This window comes from Sphingomonas sp. GC_Shp_6 (assembly GCF_026540835.1).
Lineage (GTDB): Bacteria > Pseudomonadota > Alphaproteobacteria > Sphingomonadales > Sphingomonadaceae > Sphingomonas.
Genome location: NZ_JALNUO010000010.1, coordinates 18,418 through 32,542, shown reverse-complemented (window position 1 = coordinate 32,542; position 14,125 = coordinate 18,418). Strand labels below are relative to the sequence as shown.

The following is a 14,125-nucleotide window of genomic DNA, read 5'->3' as shown; positions in this document are numbered from 1 at the left end:
TCAAGGCGTCGGCGGGGTGGTCGCCGGCAGCGTGGAAGCCGCGGGCGCGACCGCCGGCGTGGGCACCGCCGGGACGGGCGGGTTGCCCTGCCCCAGGATCGCCGCGCTCTCGATCGCATCGAGCGCCTGACGCGCGAGCAGATAGCGTTTCGCCATCGCCAGCCAGTTGACCGCGACCGCGGCGCCCGGCAGCCGGCCCACCTCCGCGCGCGCCGCCTCCACCTGGCCGCCGTCGAGCAGGCGCCGCGCGCGTGCCAGCCGGTCGGCCGGCAGCGGCGAGGCCGAGCCGGTCGAGCGCAGGATGACGAGGCTGCCCAATTCGCGCTGCAGGCTCGCCCAGATGCCCTCGCCGCCATGGCCGGTGGCGATCGCCGTGCCGATGCCGTCCAGCCCGACGCGCAGATCCTCCAGCGTCACCGGCGCGCGCGCCATCTGGCCGATGACGAGCACCGCGCGCGGCTGGGCGGCGCCGAAGCGCTGGCGCAACTGTTCCTCCAGATAGCCGAGCGGCGCGCCGCGATCGACGGCGCGACGCGCGGCGAACGCGATCAGCAGCGCTTCGGCCCGACTCGCCTCGCCGCCCGCCGCGGCCGCATCGGCAGCGACCGCCGCGGTGCGCGTCTCGAGCGTGGTGAGCGCGGCGGCGAGCGCCGTCTCGCGCGTGGCGAGCAAGGCGGGATCGACCGCGGGATTGGCCGGCGCGCTTTCCCCCACGCCCAGCGGCTGCGCGGGGGTGAAGCCGCTCACCGTCCGCGTCGTCGACGTCTCGGCCGCGGCGCCATGCGCGGTGGGCCACGCCTTCACCGCCAGCAGCGCGGCCACGATGCCGACCAGCAGCCCCAGGAACCCGATCGCGATCAGCACGGCGGCGCCTGGCCGCTTAGCGCGGCGGGTCTCGATCGATCGGGCATCGCTCATGGCCCGCTTATCTCCGCCGCGGGCGTCACGGTCAATCGGTGAGCGTCCGGGCCAGCGCGACGAGGGTCGCATCGTCGGGCCGCGCCGCGTGCGCCACCCGCTCCCACCCTGCTCCGGCCGCCGCGGCCACGGCCGCGCTGAGCGCCGCAACACGAACCCCGGCGCGATCGAGCGGCAGGGCCGCGAACGCCCGCGCGGCGCGGGCGGAGTGGAGCAGCGCCACCTGCCCCGCCAGCGCCGCCAAGGTCGCCGGCGCCACGGGCAGCGGCTCGGCGGCATAGACCGCGATGGCCGGCAGGTCCGCCTGGGTCATTCGCTCGCGCGCGCCCAGATGGAGCAACCGCCCGCGCGCGTCCGGCAGCGCGTCGATCCCGCCCGCCCCCGTCGCCACGACGCGGAACCCCGCCGCGCGCGCCGCCGCCTCGGTCGCCGCGCCCACCGCCAGCACGGGCAGCGCCCGCAGCCGGTCGAGCCCCGGCCCACCATGCCGCACGGCGTTTGCGCTGGTGAGCAGCAGCGCGTCGTAATCGCGCGGGTCGGGCGGCTGCCAGGCGAGCGGCACCACCGCGAACAGCGGCAGCCGGATCGCGACATGGCCCCCCGCCTCGATCGCCGCCGCGGTGCGCGCGTTGCCCGGCTCCGGCCGCAGCACCACGAGCGCACGGCTCACGCCGCGAACAGCCGCCGCACCGCCAAAGGCGCGCGTTCGAGCAGTTCGGCGGCGAGCCCCGCGCCCGAATCGTCGCCGACCACGCCCGTCGTCGCGCCTTCGACCTGCGCCTCGCCATCCTCGGCCAGCAATTCGGCGCGCAGCGTCAGCCGCCCGTCCACAAGCGTCGCGAGCGCCCCCACCGGCGAGTGGCAATCCGCGCGAAGGGCGGCGAGCAGCGCGCGCTCCGCGGCCACGCAGGCGCTGGTCGCCGCATCGTCGATCGCCGCCACCCGCGCCAGCGCCGCCGCATCGTCCGCGCGCACCTCGATCCCCACCGCGCCTTGCGCGGGTGCGGGCAGCATCGCCGCCGGATCGATCGGCGTGCCCGTCGCGCCGTGCCCCAGCCGGTCGAGCCCTGCCGCCGCCAGCAGCGTGGCATCCACCGCGCCCGTCGCGAGCTTCGCCAGCCGCGTGCCCACATTGCCGCGGAACAGCACGATTTGCAGGTCGGGCCGCTGGCGCAGCAATTGCGCGCGCCGCCTAGGGCTGCTGGTGCCGACGACCGCGCCCATGCGCAGCGCCGCGACCGCATCCGCCCCGATCAACCGGTCGCGCACATCGGCGCGCGGTAGCATCGCGGCGATCGCGATCGCCGCCGGCCGCACCGTCTCGACATCCTTCATCGAATGGACGCACGCATCCACCTCGCCCTCGAGCAGCGCGCGATCGAGTTCGCGCGTCCACAGCGCCTTGCCGCCGATCTCCGCCAGCGCGCGATCCTGCACCCGATCGCCGGTGGTGCGGATCGGCACGATCGCCACCCCGTCCGCCGGCCAGCCATGCGCCGCGCACAGCCCGCTTCGCACCATCTCCGCCTGTACGAGCGCCAGCGCCGAACCGCGCGTGCCGAGCCTGAACCGAACCATGATCCGCCCATGGACCAGCACGGGGCGCTTCGACAAGCGCGCGGCGAGCGCCTATGTCGCTGGGCATGCGACCTTCCGTGATCCTGGGCCTCGAATCCTCCTGCGACGAAACCGCCGCCGCGCTCGTGCGCAGCGATGGCCGCGTGCTGGCGCATCGGCTGCTCGGGCAGGAGGCGGCGCACGCGCCGTTCGGCGGCGTGGTGCCCGAGATCGCGGCGCGCGCGCATGTCGAGGCGCTGGAGCCGCTCATCGTCGCCGCGCTCCGGGACGCCGGGATGGCGCTGGCGGAGGTGGACGCGATCGCCGCCACCGCTGGGCCGGGGCTGATCGGCGGGGTGATGGTCGGGCTCGTCACCGGCAAGGCGATGGCGCATGCCGCGGGCAAGCCGTTCGTCGCGGTCAACCATCTGGAGGGCCATGCGCTTTCGCCGCGCCTCTCCGATCCCGATCTGGCCTTTCCCTATCTGCTGCTGCTCGTCTCGGGCGGCCATTGCCAATTGCTGCTGGTGCAGGGCGTCGGCCGCTATCGCCGGCTCGCCACCACGATCGACGATGCGGCGGGCGAGGCGTTCGACAAGACCGCCAAGCTGCTGGGCCTGGGCTTCCCCGGCGGCCCCGCCGTGGAGCGCGCCGCCGCGCGAGGGAATCCGGCCGCGGTGCCGCTGCCGCGACCGCTGAAGGGTTCGGCCGAGCCGCATTTCTCGTTCGCTGGGCTGAAGAGCGCGGTGGCGCGCGCCGCGGGGCAGCATAGCCCCGAGGATCTCGCCGCGTCGTTCCAGGCCGCGGTGATCGACTGCCTGATCGACCGCACCGCGCGTGCGCTGGCGCGCGCCGGCGGCGTGAACGCGCTGGTGGTCGCCGGCGGGGTGGCGGCGAACGGCGCGGTGCGCGCGGCGCTCGCGACGCTGGCGCAGGCGCACGGGCTGCGCTTCGTCGCGCCGCCGCTGTGGCTGTGCACCGACAATGCCGCGATGATCGCCTGGGCGGGCGCCGAGCGTTTCGCCCAGGGCCTGACCGACCCGCTCGACACGCCCGCGCGACCGCGCTGGCCGCTCGATCCGGCGGCCGAGGCGGTGCGTGGCGCAGGAGTGAAGGCATGAGGATCGGCGTGATCGGCGGCGGCGCCTGGGGCACCGCGCTGGCGCAGGTGGCCGCGAATGGCGGGCGCGACGTGCTGCTCTGGGCGCGCGAGCCCGAGGTGGTGGCGGGCATCAACGCCACGCACGAGAATCGCGCGTTCCTGGCGGGCGTGCCGCTTTCCCCCACGATCCGCGCGACGGGCGATCTGGCCGATCTGGCCGGCCACGACGCGCTGCTGGTGGTCGCGCCCGCCCAGCATGTCGGCGCGGTGCTGGCGCAGACTCCGGTGGAGCGCGCGGCTTTGGTGCTGTGCGCCAAGGGGATCGAGGCGGGCAGCAAGCGGCTGGTGGGCGAGGTCGCGCGCGCGGCGCACCCGCAGGCGCCGATCGCGGTGCTGTCGGGCCCGACCTTCGCGCACGAGGTGGCAGCCGGCTTGCCGACCGCGGTGACGCTCGCCTGCGCCGACGGACCGTTGCGCGAACGCTTGGCCGACCGGCTCGCCGCGCCGCATTTCCGCCCCTATGCCAGCAGCGACGTGGTGGGCGCCGAGATCGGCGGCGCGGTGAAGAACGTGCTCGCGATCGCCTGCGGCGTGGTGGAGGGCGCGGGGCTCGGCCAGAACGCGCGCGCCGCGCTGATCGCGCGCGGCTTTGCCGAGATGACGCGGTTCGGCCTCGCGCGCGGCGGCCGGGCGGAGACGCTCGGCGGCCTGTCGGGGCTCGGCGATCTCGTGCTCACCTGCTCGTCCACCGCCTCGCGCAACTTCTCGCTGGGCCTCGGCCTCGGCCGCGGCGGATCGGCCGCCGCGCTGCTCGCCGACCGCCGCACCGTGGCCGAGGGCGCCTTCACCGCCCCCGTGCTGCGCGAAGCGGCCGTCGACGCCGGCGTCGACATGCCCGTGACGCAGGCCGTGTGCCGGCTGCTGGAAGGCGCGGCGATCGGCGACGTGATCGGCGATTTGCTGGCGCGCCCGCTCCGCGCGGAGGGGTGAGGGGCGAGGGGGGGGGCTGGACGTCGCTTATTGCCTTACCGAGCTGTATTCTCATTTGGTTTACGCCACGAACAAAGACATGTGGCCTTGTTTTCAAGACTTTTATAGAAAACCTGTGCCCTCTCTCTCGTTGTACGCATCCAAGGAGAGCAGCGCATAAAGAAGATTATTCTGCATTTGCTGTTCTCCGAAAATCCGAAAACCGGACGGGGGTTGCATGATACAAGTCCTCTCCTGGCGGGATGACGCCAACCAAGGTAGAGGGCTCGCCGCGTAAAACGGGAAGATCTGGCAGGGATCGGGCAGGGGCGGCAGGATCCGGGCTAAAACCAATTGTCACCCGATTAATCTTTACCCTATGCCCACCTAAATTAGCACTTTTTCCCGGCACAAGGAGGCGAAGCGATTTTGGATCGTTGACTTGCTGAAAATAAACAAAAGTAAGGCAAGCTCGCCGGCCAGAACCGTCTTCCGTTTTTTGGCAAATAGCGGCACGTCGCTACCCCAGTTCTTGAATTATATGGTTTCTCTCAGACTCTCGCCCACTGGGTGACGAGCCTAAATTCAGTCTCTGGCGCCTCAGCGATCCGTAGTTGTCCAGAGCGGTTGCCATGCCAGACTCGAAAGCGCCCCCCATACGACACAGCTTGAACAGACCGAACACATATTGATGGCTTCCTACAGGAACGACTAAAGCCGTGCCGAGCTCTTGCTCATAACCTCCTGTGGGGAACGACTCAAAGAAGCGAGTCTTCCATATTGTTCGGCTGACGACTTGTCTGCCATCCACTATGGCGCAAACGGATATCCAAATTTGCCCCCCGACTACCGAAGCAGCCACTGAGCAATACCGGCGCGGTAACCAGCACAACGAGGTGAGCGCCGTATTTAGTTCGGAGACTTGTCAAATAGCCATTCAGTAAAAGAAGTGCCCATGCTGCAGAAAGGCGCAACCGAACCCGCAAAGCCGACGCTGAACCACGCGTCATCAGGAGGCAAGCCGATGTGAGCAGGTAACGACAGCCACTTGAGACCCTCCTAGATGACCGACCACGATCCACCGCCGCCTCCCGCGCCCCTTCAGGTCACGCGAACCCGCCGCCGCTTACCCCGACACCCGTTCGATCAGCGCCATCGCGCCATGCGGCGCGCGGACCTTGGCGCCGTTGATGAAGAAGAGGAACGTCTCGCGCGGGCGTTGCTCCGGCGGGGTCGGGTCGGCATAGGGCAGCCCCCCGGGCTGGCCGCCGCGCGCCCAAATGCGGGCCGCCTCCGCCCAGCGGTCGAGCGCGTCGGGCGCATAGCCGGTGGGGATGGGCTCCTCGGCATTTTCCAGCCGGGCATAGACGAAATCGCCCGTCACGTCGGCGATCGCGGGATGGTCGGCCGAATCGGCATACACGATCGCCACCCCCGCCGCGCGGCACAGGGCGACGAATTCGGGCACCGCGAAGCTTTCGTGGCGCACCTGCACCGCATGGCGCAGCGCGATCCCGTCCTGCTCGGCGGGCAGGAGCTTGAGGAACGCGCCGAAATCCTCGGCGTCGAACGCCTTGGTCGCCATGAACTGCCACAGGATCGGCCCCAGCCGGTCGCCCAGCTCGACGATGCCCTGTCCGGTGAAGCGCGCGATCGATTCGCCCGCCTGCGCCAGCACCTTGCGGTTGGTGCAGTAACGCGACGCCTTCAGCGTGAAGACGAAGCCGTCCGGCACCGCCTTGGCCCAGGCGGCAAAGGTCGCAGGCTTCTGGCTGCCATAATAGGTGCCGTTCACCTCGATCGCGGTGACGTGTGTGGCGGCATAGTCGAGCTCGCGCTTCTGCGGCCATTTGTCGGGAAAGAAGGTCCCGCGCCAGGGCTCGTACGTCCAGCCGCCGATGCCGATGCGAATCGCTGCCTGCGTCATCGTGCCGGTATAGCGCCGCCGCCGCTGCGCCGCCACGCAGGGATGGGGGCGCCGCGGCGCCCCCATCCCCCGCGTCTAGGTCCGCGCCGGAAAGGCGAAGCCGATCGGCTGGATCGCGGCGGCGTCCTGCTTCAGCCGCGAGGCCATCTGCGCATAGTCGCGCTCCATCTCGGGCGTCACCGAGGCGCGCGCCTCGGTGAGCGCCGCCTCGAAATCGGCCATCGTCACGCTGTGGCTCTCCAGGCTGCGGCGCAGCGCCACGAGCCCGGCGCGGCGCACCACATCCTCGAGGTCCGCGCCGGTGAACCGCTCGGTGCGCTCCGCCACCACGTCCAGATCGACGTCGCCGTCGAGCGGCATCTTCTGCGTCTGGATGCCGAGGATCCGCCGCCGCCCCGCCCGATCGGGCACACCGACATAGATCAGCTCGTCGAACCGCCCCGGCCGCAGCAGCGCAGGATCGACCAGATTGGGGCGGTTGGTGGCGCCGATCACCACCACCGATTGCAGCTCCTCGAGCCCGTCCATCTCGGCCAGGATCGTGTTCACCACGCGTTCGGTCACCTGCGGCTCGCCCAGGCCACCGCCGCGCGCGGGCACCAGCGAATCGAGCTCGTCGATGAAGATCACGCACGGCGCCACCTGCCGCGCGCGGGCGAACAGCCGCGCGATCTGCTGCTCGCTCTCGCCATACCATTTGCTCAGCAGGTCGCTCGATTTGGTGGCGATGAAATTGGCCTGCGCCTCGCGCGCGACCGCCTTGGCCAACAGCGTCTTGCCGGTGCCCGGCGGGCCGTAGAGCAGAAACCCCTTGGCCGGGCGGATGCCGAGCCGGCGGAACGCATCGGGGTCCTTCAGCGGCAGCTCGACGCCTTCCTTCAGCCGCATCTGCGCATCGTCCAGTCCGCCGACATCGGTCCAGGCGACGTTGGGCGCCTGCACCATCACCTCGCGCATCGCGCTCGGCTGGACGCGTTTCAACGCCTCCAGGAAATCCTCGCGCGTCACCGACAGGTCGTCGAGCACGTCGGCGGGGATCGTCCGCTCCTCCAGGTTGAGCCGCGGCATGATCCGCCGCACCGCCTCGATCGCCGCCTCGCGCGCCAGCGCCGCCAGATCCGCACCGACGAAGCCGAAGGTGGTGCGCGCCAGCTCGTCGAGATCGACGCGGTCGCCGAGCGGCATGCCGCGGGTGTGGATGCCGATGATCTCGCGCCGCCCGCGCTCGTCGGGCACGCCGACCACGATCTCGCGGTCGAACCGCCCTGGCCGCCGAAGTGCCTCGTCGATCGCCTCGGGCCGGTTGGTCGCGGCGATCACGACGAGGTTCGCGCGCGCCTCCAGCCCGTCCATCAGCGTCAGCAGCTGCGCGACGAGGCGCTTCTCCGCCTCCCCCGACACCTGCCCGCGCTTGGGTGCGATCGAATCGATCTCGTCGATGAACACGATGGAAGGCGCGTTTTTGGTCGCCTCCTCGAACACGTCGCGCAACCGCTTTTCCGATTCGCCGTAAGCCGAGCCCATGATCTCGGGTCCGTTGACGAGGAAGAACTGCGCGTCCGATTCGTTGGCCACCGCGCGCGCCAGCCGCGTCTTGCCCGTGCCCGGCGGGCCATAGAGCAACAGCCCCTTGGGCGGATCGACGCCCAGGCGCTGGAACAGCTCGGGATAGCGCAGCGGCAGCTCGACCATCTCGCGAAGCTGGTCGATCGTCTGGCCCATGCCGCCGATATCGTCATAGGTGACGTCGGCGCGGCGCGCGGCGGCGGGCTCCTCATATTCGGCGCGCAGCTCGATCTCGGTCGTCTCGTCGATATGGACGATGCCCTTGGGGCTGGCCGCCACCACCAGCAGGCGGATCTCCTGCAGCGCATAGGCGGGCGCGTTCATGAACTGGCGGACGTGCGGCGGCACGTTGCCGACGCGCTGGTGCCCCGCCGTCGTGACCACGTCGCCCTGCGCCAGCGGCCGGCCCAGAAAGGTGCGCTTCAGCGCGTTGGTCGATCCCTGCAACCGCAGATTCTGCTGGGCGGGGGCGAAGACGACGCGCGTCGCGGGCTTGGATTCGGCCTTGCGCACCTCGACGAAATCGCCCGAGCCGACGCCGGCATTGGCGCGCTGGAGGCCGTCGAGACGGATGATGTCCAGCCCCTCGTCTTCGTCATAGGGAAAAACGGCACGCGCGGGTGTCGACTGCTTGCCGACGATCTCGATCACGTCGCCTTCGCCGATCTGGAGCGCGGCCAGCAGCGTGCGCGGCAGATGCGCGAGACCGCGCCCGCTATCCTCGGGCCGGCTGTTCGCCACCTGTATCTTGCGCATCGCCGCGTCCCCGTCCGCCATATCCGTTCTTCCGTCCCGTAACGCACCCAAGGGCGTGAGATGGGAACGCAGGTCCGCGGTTGCGAGGGACAAAAAAAGGGCCGACCCGAAGGCCGACCCGTGAAAGTTTTTAGGAGAGGATGCCTGAAAGGCCTGTTCCGAATGCCGCGCGGACGATCATGTTGCAAGTGCGAAGGGCAATGCTATGATTGCAATTGTTGCAATCGTACGTTAGCGCTACCGGCATAGGGAGAGGGGGAAGGATGCGCAGGCTGCCGCCACTCGGCGCGATCGAGGCGTTCGTGCAGGTCGCGCGGCTCGGCTCGATCAAGGCCGCCGCGCAGGAACTTGCGCTGTCCGCCCCCGCGCTCAGCCGGCGGGTGCAGAGCCTCGAACGCTTCATCGGCAAGCCGCTGTTCGATCGGCGCCACCAGGCGATGTCGCCCAATGCGGATGGCGAGCGGCTGCTCGGGCAGATCGCGCCCGTGCTCGATCAGCTCTCCGACGCGGTGGAGGCGATGACGAGCGGCGGCGACGTGCTGCGACTGCGGCTGGGCGTGCTGCCGCTCTTCGCCTCGCAGCGGCTGTTCCCGCGTCTGGGCTCGCTGCGCCTCGCGCATCCCGAGCTGCATCTCGACATCGACACCGCCGCGCACGGCATCGCCCGGCTGGGCGAGGGGCTGGATGCGGTGATCGCGCTGGCGCGCGAGATCGATCCCGCGCTCTATGCCAAGCGGCTCGATCGCAATTCGGTATATCTGATCGGCGCGAAGACGCTGCTCGACGGCCCCGATCCGATCACTCGCCCCGAACAAATTTCCGGGCTGACTGCGCTGGTACACCGCGAGATGTCGGAGAATTTCACCGCCTGGCGCACCCAGGCCGGGCTGGAAGGAATCGAGCCGCTGGCGATCGACCTGTTCGATTCGGGGCCGCTGATGCTGGAGGCCGCCGCGCAGGGGCTGGGCGTCGCGTTCATGCACCAGAGCCATTTCGCCGACGCCGCCGATCCGCGGCTGGTGCAATTGTTCGATATCTCGGTCGAAAGCCCGTACAGCTATTGGTTCGTCTGCCGCCCGCGCGCGCTGCTGCAGAAACCCGTGCGCCTGTTCCGCGACTGGCTGATCGAAACGCTGGCGGACGAGAAGGCCTGAACCCGCTCGCCCGCCCGCGGATCAGGCCGCGCGCATCTTGACGATCTTGCCCGGCTCGCGCGGCGGCTCGCCCTTGGGCAGCGCGTCGATCAGCGCCATGCCGTCGGTCACTTCGCCCCACACGGTATATTGCTTGTCGAGGAAGCGGGCATCGTCGAACACGATGAAGAACTGCGAATTGGCCGAGTTCGGATCGTTGGTACGCGCCATCGAGCACACGCCGCGCACATGCGGCTCGGCCGAGAATTCGGCCTTCAGGTTCGGCTTGTCGCTGCCGTGCATGCCGGTGCCGGTGGGATCGCCGCCCTGCGCCATGAAGCCCGGGATCACGCGGTGAAACACGACGCCGTCGTAAAAGCCCTCGTTCGCCAGTTCGGCGATACGCTTGACATGCTCGGGCGCCAGATCGGGGCGCAGCTTGATCGTCACGTCGCCGCCGCCGCCGGCATTGGCGTCCAGAGTCATCGTCAGCGTCTCGGGGGTATCGGCCATGAAAGGGTCTCCTAAAAAAGTGTTGGCGATCAGATAGGGAGCGCGAGCGCCGCTGGCAAACGCGCGACTTCGCGGCTAGGCAGCGGCATCCGGACGGGAGGCGCGCCATGACCGACACCGAGCTTGCCCCAGCCCCTGGCCAGGTGGAAAGCGAGACCCAGCTCGATCGCGACGATCGGCTGAGACCCGAATTCGTCCGCGCGGTGAACGACGCGGTCGAGGCGGGCGACACCGAGGGCGCGCGCGCGCTGGTCGAGCCGCTCCACCCCGCCGACATCGCCGATCTGTTCGAGCTGACCCCGCGCGAGGATCGCGCCGACCTTGCCCACGCGGTCGCCGATCTGCTCGACGGCGACGTGTTCGCCGAGATGAACGATTATGTCCGCGAGGACCTGATCGACGCGCTCGAACCGCACGAGGTGGCCGACCTCGCCGCCGAGCTCGACACCGACGATGCGGTGGCGATCATCGAGGACATGGAGCCCGCCGAGCAGCGCGAAGTGCTCCGTGCGATGGAGCCCGACGACCGCGCCGCCATTGAGGAGGCGCTCTCCTATCCCGAGGAGACCGCCGGCCGCCTGATGCAGCGCGAGCTGATCGCGGTGCCCGAACATTGGACCGTCGGCGACGCGATCGACTATCTGCGCGGCCATGAAGAACTGACGACCGATTTCTGGGAGATCTTCGTCGTCGATCCCGCGCACAAGCCGGTCGGCACGGTCGCGCTCTCTTGGATCCTGCGCACCCCGCGCGGGATCGCGATCGGCGACGTCATGAAGCGCGAACAGACGCTGATCCCGGTCGACATGGATCAGGAAGAGGTCGCGCTGCGCTTCCAGAAATACGCGCTGATCTCGGCCGCGGTGGTGGATCAGGCCGGCCGCCTCGTCGGCATGATAACCGTCGACGACATCGTCCACATCATCCAGCAGGAGGCGGGCGAGGACGTGCTGCGCCTGTCGGGCGCGGGCGACGGCGACATCAACGAGCCGATCGCGCTGACGGTGCGCACGCGCGTGCTGTGGCTGGTCATCAACTTCTTCACTGCCATGGTGGCCGCCGCGGTCATCGACCTGTTCGATTCGGTAATCGCCGGCTTCGCGCTGCTCTCGGCGCTGATGACGATCGTGTCGGGCATGGGCGGCAATGCGGGCACGCAGACGCTCGCCGTCGTCGTGCGCGCGATCGCGACCAACCAGCTCACCGATTCGAACACCTGGTGGATGATCTTCCGCGAATTCCGCATCGCGCTGGCCAACGGGCTCATGCTCGGGCTGATGATCGGCGGCGGTGCGTTCGTCATCTATCACAACGCGCCGCTGGCGCTGGTCTTCGGCGCGTCGATCCTCATCAACAACCTCGTCGCGGGGCTGTCGGGCGTGCTGATCCCGGTCGCGCTCGATCGCTGGCGGCTCGATCCGGCGGTGTCGTCGGCGGTGTTCGTGACGATGATGACCGATTGCCTGGGCTTCGGCGTGTTCCTCGGCCTTGCGACGCTGTTCCACCTTCACGCTTGATCGCGGCGGCCCGACGCCACATCTGCAGCGCGTGCCGCTTCACCTCACCAAAGTCGCGTTCGGGATCACCCAGATCGATCAGCTCGTCGAGCGGCTCGCCGGCCGGGCGCTGGACGGCCCCGTGTTCCTCACCACGCGCTATCTGCCCAAGCGGCACGAGGAGGTCGCCGGCGCCACGGGCGGGGGCGGCTCGCTGTTCTGGATCGTCAAGCACCAGCTCGTCGCGCGCTCGCCGATCCTGGCGTTTGGCGAGGCGGAGGGCGGCCGCGTCGCGATCCATATCGATCCCGCGGTGATCCTCGTCCAAGCGCGGCCCAAGCGCGCGCACCAGGGCTGGCGGTATCTCGAGGGCGCGGACGCGCCCGCCGATCTGGGCGGCGATGCCGACGGGCTGGCGCTGATGCCCGCGGCGCTGGTGGGCAAGCTTGCGGAGCTGGCCCTTATCTGAGGCGCCGGGCAGCGTTTGATGACGCTACTGGATCCGTTCGCCCTGACCTTGTCGAAGGGTCTGTTCGGAACGCGAAGGCACGCCTGCGGATAGTGTGCTTCGACAGGCTCGGCACGAACGGACCGAGAGACTGGATCAAGCTTACGTGATCCGCTCCAAGTCCCGCAACGGGTCAGCGCCCGCAAGTGACCGTGCCGCCCGGCACGCCGCGGATCGTGCATTTGGGATTGCCGGTAACGGTCACGCTGCCCTGCCCCGCGCTCGTCACGTCGGCGGTGTAGCGGGCGCGTGCCTTGGTGTCGCCGAGCCCCTCCACCCGTACGACCAGGTCCCCCGCATCGAGCGCGCCCGCATCGATCCCGCCGGGCCCGTTCACGATCAGCCGCACCCGCGCCGCATGGCCGCCGCCGATCGCCATCGCGCCTGCGCCGATCAGCGTGGCGTCGACCTGCGCGGCGTCGGCGCTGGCGATCGTCAGGCCGCCCGAACCCGCGATCGAGGCGTCGATCCGGTCGCCCTTCATCGCCCCCACCGTCACCTTCGCGCCGCCGATCACCGCCACCATGGACAGCGACGGCGTGGCCAGCGTCACCTGGATGGGCGATGCGGAACCGCCACGCGGCGGTGCGCCCGCCACGCCCGGGCGCATCCGCACGACGAGCGTGGCCCCATCGGCGTGAAGCTCGACATCGTCGATCGTGCGCGGATCGGCCACGATGGTGGCGGCCGGCGACCGGCCGGTCGCCACGCTCACCTGGATCGGCCCGGTGATCCGCAACCGATCGAAGCTGCCGATGCCGACGCTGCGCTGCGCCGCGAGGGCCAGCGACGAGGACGCGAGCAGGGCGAGGGCGAGAAGCGCGCGGATCATGCCGCCTGCCTCGCACCGATCGCGCGCGCTGCCAAGCCGTCACCCGTTATGGAGTCACCCGCAGCGCACGTCGCCCGAGCCCATCTTCGACACGCTGCATTTCGCGCCGCCGCCGATCGACACGTCGCCCGATCCGACTATCGAGACGCTGGCGCTGCGCCGAACCGTCGCGCGCAGGCCGCCCGATCCCGCGACCGACACGTTCGCCGTCTCGGCGACGAGCGGCCTGGCATCGACATTGCCCGATCCGCCGATCGAGACGTCGAGCTGGTTCGCGCTGCCCGCCGCCTTCACGTCGCCCGATCCGCCGATCGCGAACCGCGCCTTCTGGACGCGCAGCGCGCGGACGTCGAGCGCGCCCGAGCCGCCGATATTACCAGTAAAGACCGGCCCTTCGGCGCGATCGACCGTGATCGAGCCCGATCCGCCGATATCGGCCCCGCTGATCCGCGGCATCGTCACGACCACGCGGACATGGTCGCCCGTCGTCCACAGGATGTTGCGCCGCGCCTCGATGTGCAGCCCCCGGCCGTCGCGCATGACCTTGAGCTTGTCGAGCGCGGCGGGCGTGCCCGTCGCCACCACCGACCAGCCGCCGCCGACATGCACCGCCACGTCCGCCGGCGCCCCGAGCGCGACCGTGTCGAACCCGGCCGCCGCATAATGCCGCTCGCCCCCGCTTCCGCTCGGCGCGATGCCGGGCTTGCCGTCGTCGTTCCAGTGCGCGGAACAGGCGGCGAGCGGGGCGAGGGCTGCGGCGGGAACGAGCAGGGCGAGGGTCAGGCGACGCATGGTGGATCTCCTTAGTGTGTTGCCACAGCAATACACCCACCGCGCGCGCCTGCAAA

13 protein-coding genes are annotated in these 14,125 nt (G+C 70.1%); 5 read left to right on the top strand and 8 right to left on the bottom strand.

From position 1 onward, the window contains the following. The 3 genes from OXQ95_RS12405 to hemC are packed head-to-tail and all read right to left on the bottom strand — an operon-like array spanning position 1 to position 2,496. The gene (locus OXQ95_RS12405) at positions 1-918 is read right to left on the bottom strand and encodes a hypothetical protein (protein WP_267381826.1); all 918 of its coding nucleotides are present in this window, start codon (positions 916-918) and stop codon (positions 1-3) included. A gap of 31 nt (positions 919-949) precedes the next feature. After that, on the bottom strand, positions 950-1,588 hold the full coding sequence (locus OXQ95_RS12400) for a uroporphyrinogen-III synthase (RefSeq protein WP_267381825.1): 639 nt from the start codon (positions 1,586-1,588) through the stop codon (positions 950-952). Beyond that, a complete protein-coding gene (gene hemC / locus OXQ95_RS12395; protein ID WP_267381903.1) occupies positions 1,585-2,496 on the bottom strand; it encodes a hydroxymethylbilane synthase in 912 nt (303 codons plus the stop codon). The genes OXQ95_RS12400 and hemC overlap by 4 nt, the downstream gene beginning before the upstream one ends. A gap of 65 nt (positions 2,497-2,561) precedes the next feature. Between hemC and tsaD the strand changes: the two genes are divergently transcribed. Beyond that, the gene (tsaD, locus tag OXQ95_RS12390; RefSeq protein ID WP_267381824.1) at positions 2,562-3,596 is read left to right on the top strand and encodes a tRNA (adenosine(37)-N6)-threonylcarbamoyltransferase complex transferase subunit TsaD; all 1,035 of its coding nucleotides are present in this window, start codon (positions 2,562-2,564) and stop codon (positions 3,594-3,596) included. Next, positions 3,593-4,567 (top strand): NAD(P)H-dependent glycerol-3-phosphate dehydrogenase, encoded by a 975-nt coding sequence (locus tag OXQ95_RS12385; protein WP_267381823.1) that lies wholly within the window; start codon positions 3,593-3,595, stop codon positions 4,565-4,567. The genes tsaD and OXQ95_RS12385 overlap by 4 nt, the downstream gene beginning before the upstream one ends. A gap of 1,105 nt (positions 4,568-5,672) precedes the next feature. Here the strand turns inward: OXQ95_RS12385 and OXQ95_RS12380 are convergent. Together OXQ95_RS12380 and OXQ95_RS12375 are read right to left on the bottom strand one after the other, a co-directional pair. Further along, entirely contained in the window at positions 5,673-6,473 is an 801-nt protein-coding gene (locus tag OXQ95_RS12380; protein WP_267381902.1) for a DUF72 domain-containing protein, read from the bottom strand. A gap of 75 nt (positions 6,474-6,548) precedes the next feature. Continuing rightward, positions 6,549-8,816: a CDC48 family AAA ATPase gene (locus OXQ95_RS12375; RefSeq protein ID WP_267381822.1), complete on the bottom strand. Its 2,268-nt coding sequence runs from the start codon at positions 8,814-8,816 to the stop codon at positions 6,549-6,551. A 242-nt stretch (positions 8,817-9,058) separates the two neighbouring features. On the opposite strand from OXQ95_RS12375, the gene OXQ95_RS12370 reads away from it, so the two are divergent. Next, positions 9,059-9,949: a LysR substrate-binding domain-containing protein gene (locus OXQ95_RS12370; RefSeq protein ID WP_242097384.1), complete on the top strand. Its 891-nt coding sequence runs from the start codon at positions 9,059-9,061 to the stop codon at positions 9,947-9,949. 21 nt (positions 9,950-9,970) lie between these two features. On the opposite strand, the gene OXQ95_RS12365 is transcribed toward OXQ95_RS12370, so the two are convergent. After that, on the bottom strand, positions 9,971-10,441 hold the full coding sequence (locus OXQ95_RS12365) for a peptidylprolyl isomerase (RefSeq protein WP_242097383.1): 471 nt from the start codon (positions 10,439-10,441) through the stop codon (positions 9,971-9,973). A 107-nt stretch (positions 10,442-10,548) separates the two neighbouring features. On the opposite strand from OXQ95_RS12365, the gene mgtE reads away from it, so the two are divergent. Together mgtE and OXQ95_RS12355 are read left to right on the top strand one after the other, a co-directional pair. Continuing rightward, positions 10,549-11,958, top strand: a complete 1,410-nt coding sequence (gene mgtE, locus OXQ95_RS12360; protein ID WP_242097381.1) for a magnesium transporter — start codon at positions 10,549-10,551, stop codon at positions 11,956-11,958. A gap of 31 nt (positions 11,959-11,989) precedes the next feature. Then, a complete protein-coding gene (locus OXQ95_RS12355; protein ID WP_267381821.1) occupies positions 11,990-12,406 on the top strand; it encodes a DUF1489 domain-containing protein in 417 nt (138 codons plus the stop codon). Between the two features lie 172 nt (positions 12,407-12,578). On the opposite strand, the gene OXQ95_RS12350 is transcribed toward OXQ95_RS12355, so the two are convergent. Both OXQ95_RS12350 and OXQ95_RS12345 read right to left on the bottom strand, forming a co-directional pair. Further along, positions 12,579-13,277: a DUF2807 domain-containing protein gene (locus tag OXQ95_RS12350; protein ID WP_267381820.1), complete on the bottom strand. Its 699-nt coding sequence runs from the start codon at positions 13,275-13,277 to the stop codon at positions 12,579-12,581. 54 nt (positions 13,278-13,331) lie between these two features. Beyond that, positions 13,332-14,069 (bottom strand): head GIN domain-containing protein, encoded by a 738-nt coding sequence (locus OXQ95_RS12345; protein WP_267381819.1) that lies wholly within the window; start codon positions 14,067-14,069, stop codon positions 13,332-13,334. Positions 14,070-14,125 lie beyond the last annotated feature (56 nt).

Coding starts and splice junctions, on each gene's coding strand:
- OXQ95_RS12405 (WP_267381826.1), bottom strand. CDS start 918: ATGAGCGATGCCCGATCGATCGAGACCCGCCGCGCTAAGCGGCCAGGC.
- hemC (WP_267381903.1), bottom strand. CDS start 2,496: ATGGTTCGGTTCAGGCTCGGCACGCGCGGTTCGGCGCTGGCGCTCGTA.
- tsaD (WP_267381824.1), top strand. CDS start 2,562: ATGCGACCTTCCGTGATCCTGGGCCTCGAATCCTCCTGCGACGAAACC.
- OXQ95_RS12385 (WP_267381823.1), top strand. CDS start 3,593: ATGAGGATCGGCGTGATCGGCGGCGGCGCCTGGGGCACCGCGCTGGCG.
- OXQ95_RS12380 (WP_267381902.1), bottom strand. CDS start 6,473: ATGACGCAGGCAGCGATTCGCATCGGCATCGGCGGCTGGACGTACGAG.
- OXQ95_RS12375 (WP_267381822.1), bottom strand. CDS start 8,816: ATGGCGGACGGGGACGCGGCGATGCGCAAGATACAGGTGGCGAACAGC.
- OXQ95_RS12370 (WP_242097384.1), top strand. CDS start 9,059: ATGCGCAGGCTGCCGCCACTCGGCGCGATCGAGGCGTTCGTGCAGGTC.
- OXQ95_RS12365 (WP_242097383.1), bottom strand. CDS start 10,441: ATGGCCGATACCCCCGAGACGCTGACGATGACTCTGGACGCCAATGCC.
- mgtE (WP_242097381.1), top strand. CDS start 10,549: ATGACCGACACCGAGCTTGCCCCAGCCCCTGGCCAGGTGGAAAGCGAG.
- OXQ95_RS12350 (WP_267381820.1), bottom strand. CDS start 13,277: ATGATCCGCGCGCTTCTCGCCCTCGCCCTGCTCGCGTCCTCGTCGCTG.
- OXQ95_RS12345 (WP_267381819.1), bottom strand. CDS start 14,069: ATGCGTCGCCTGACCCTCGCCCTGCTCGTTCCCGCCGCAGCCCTCGCC.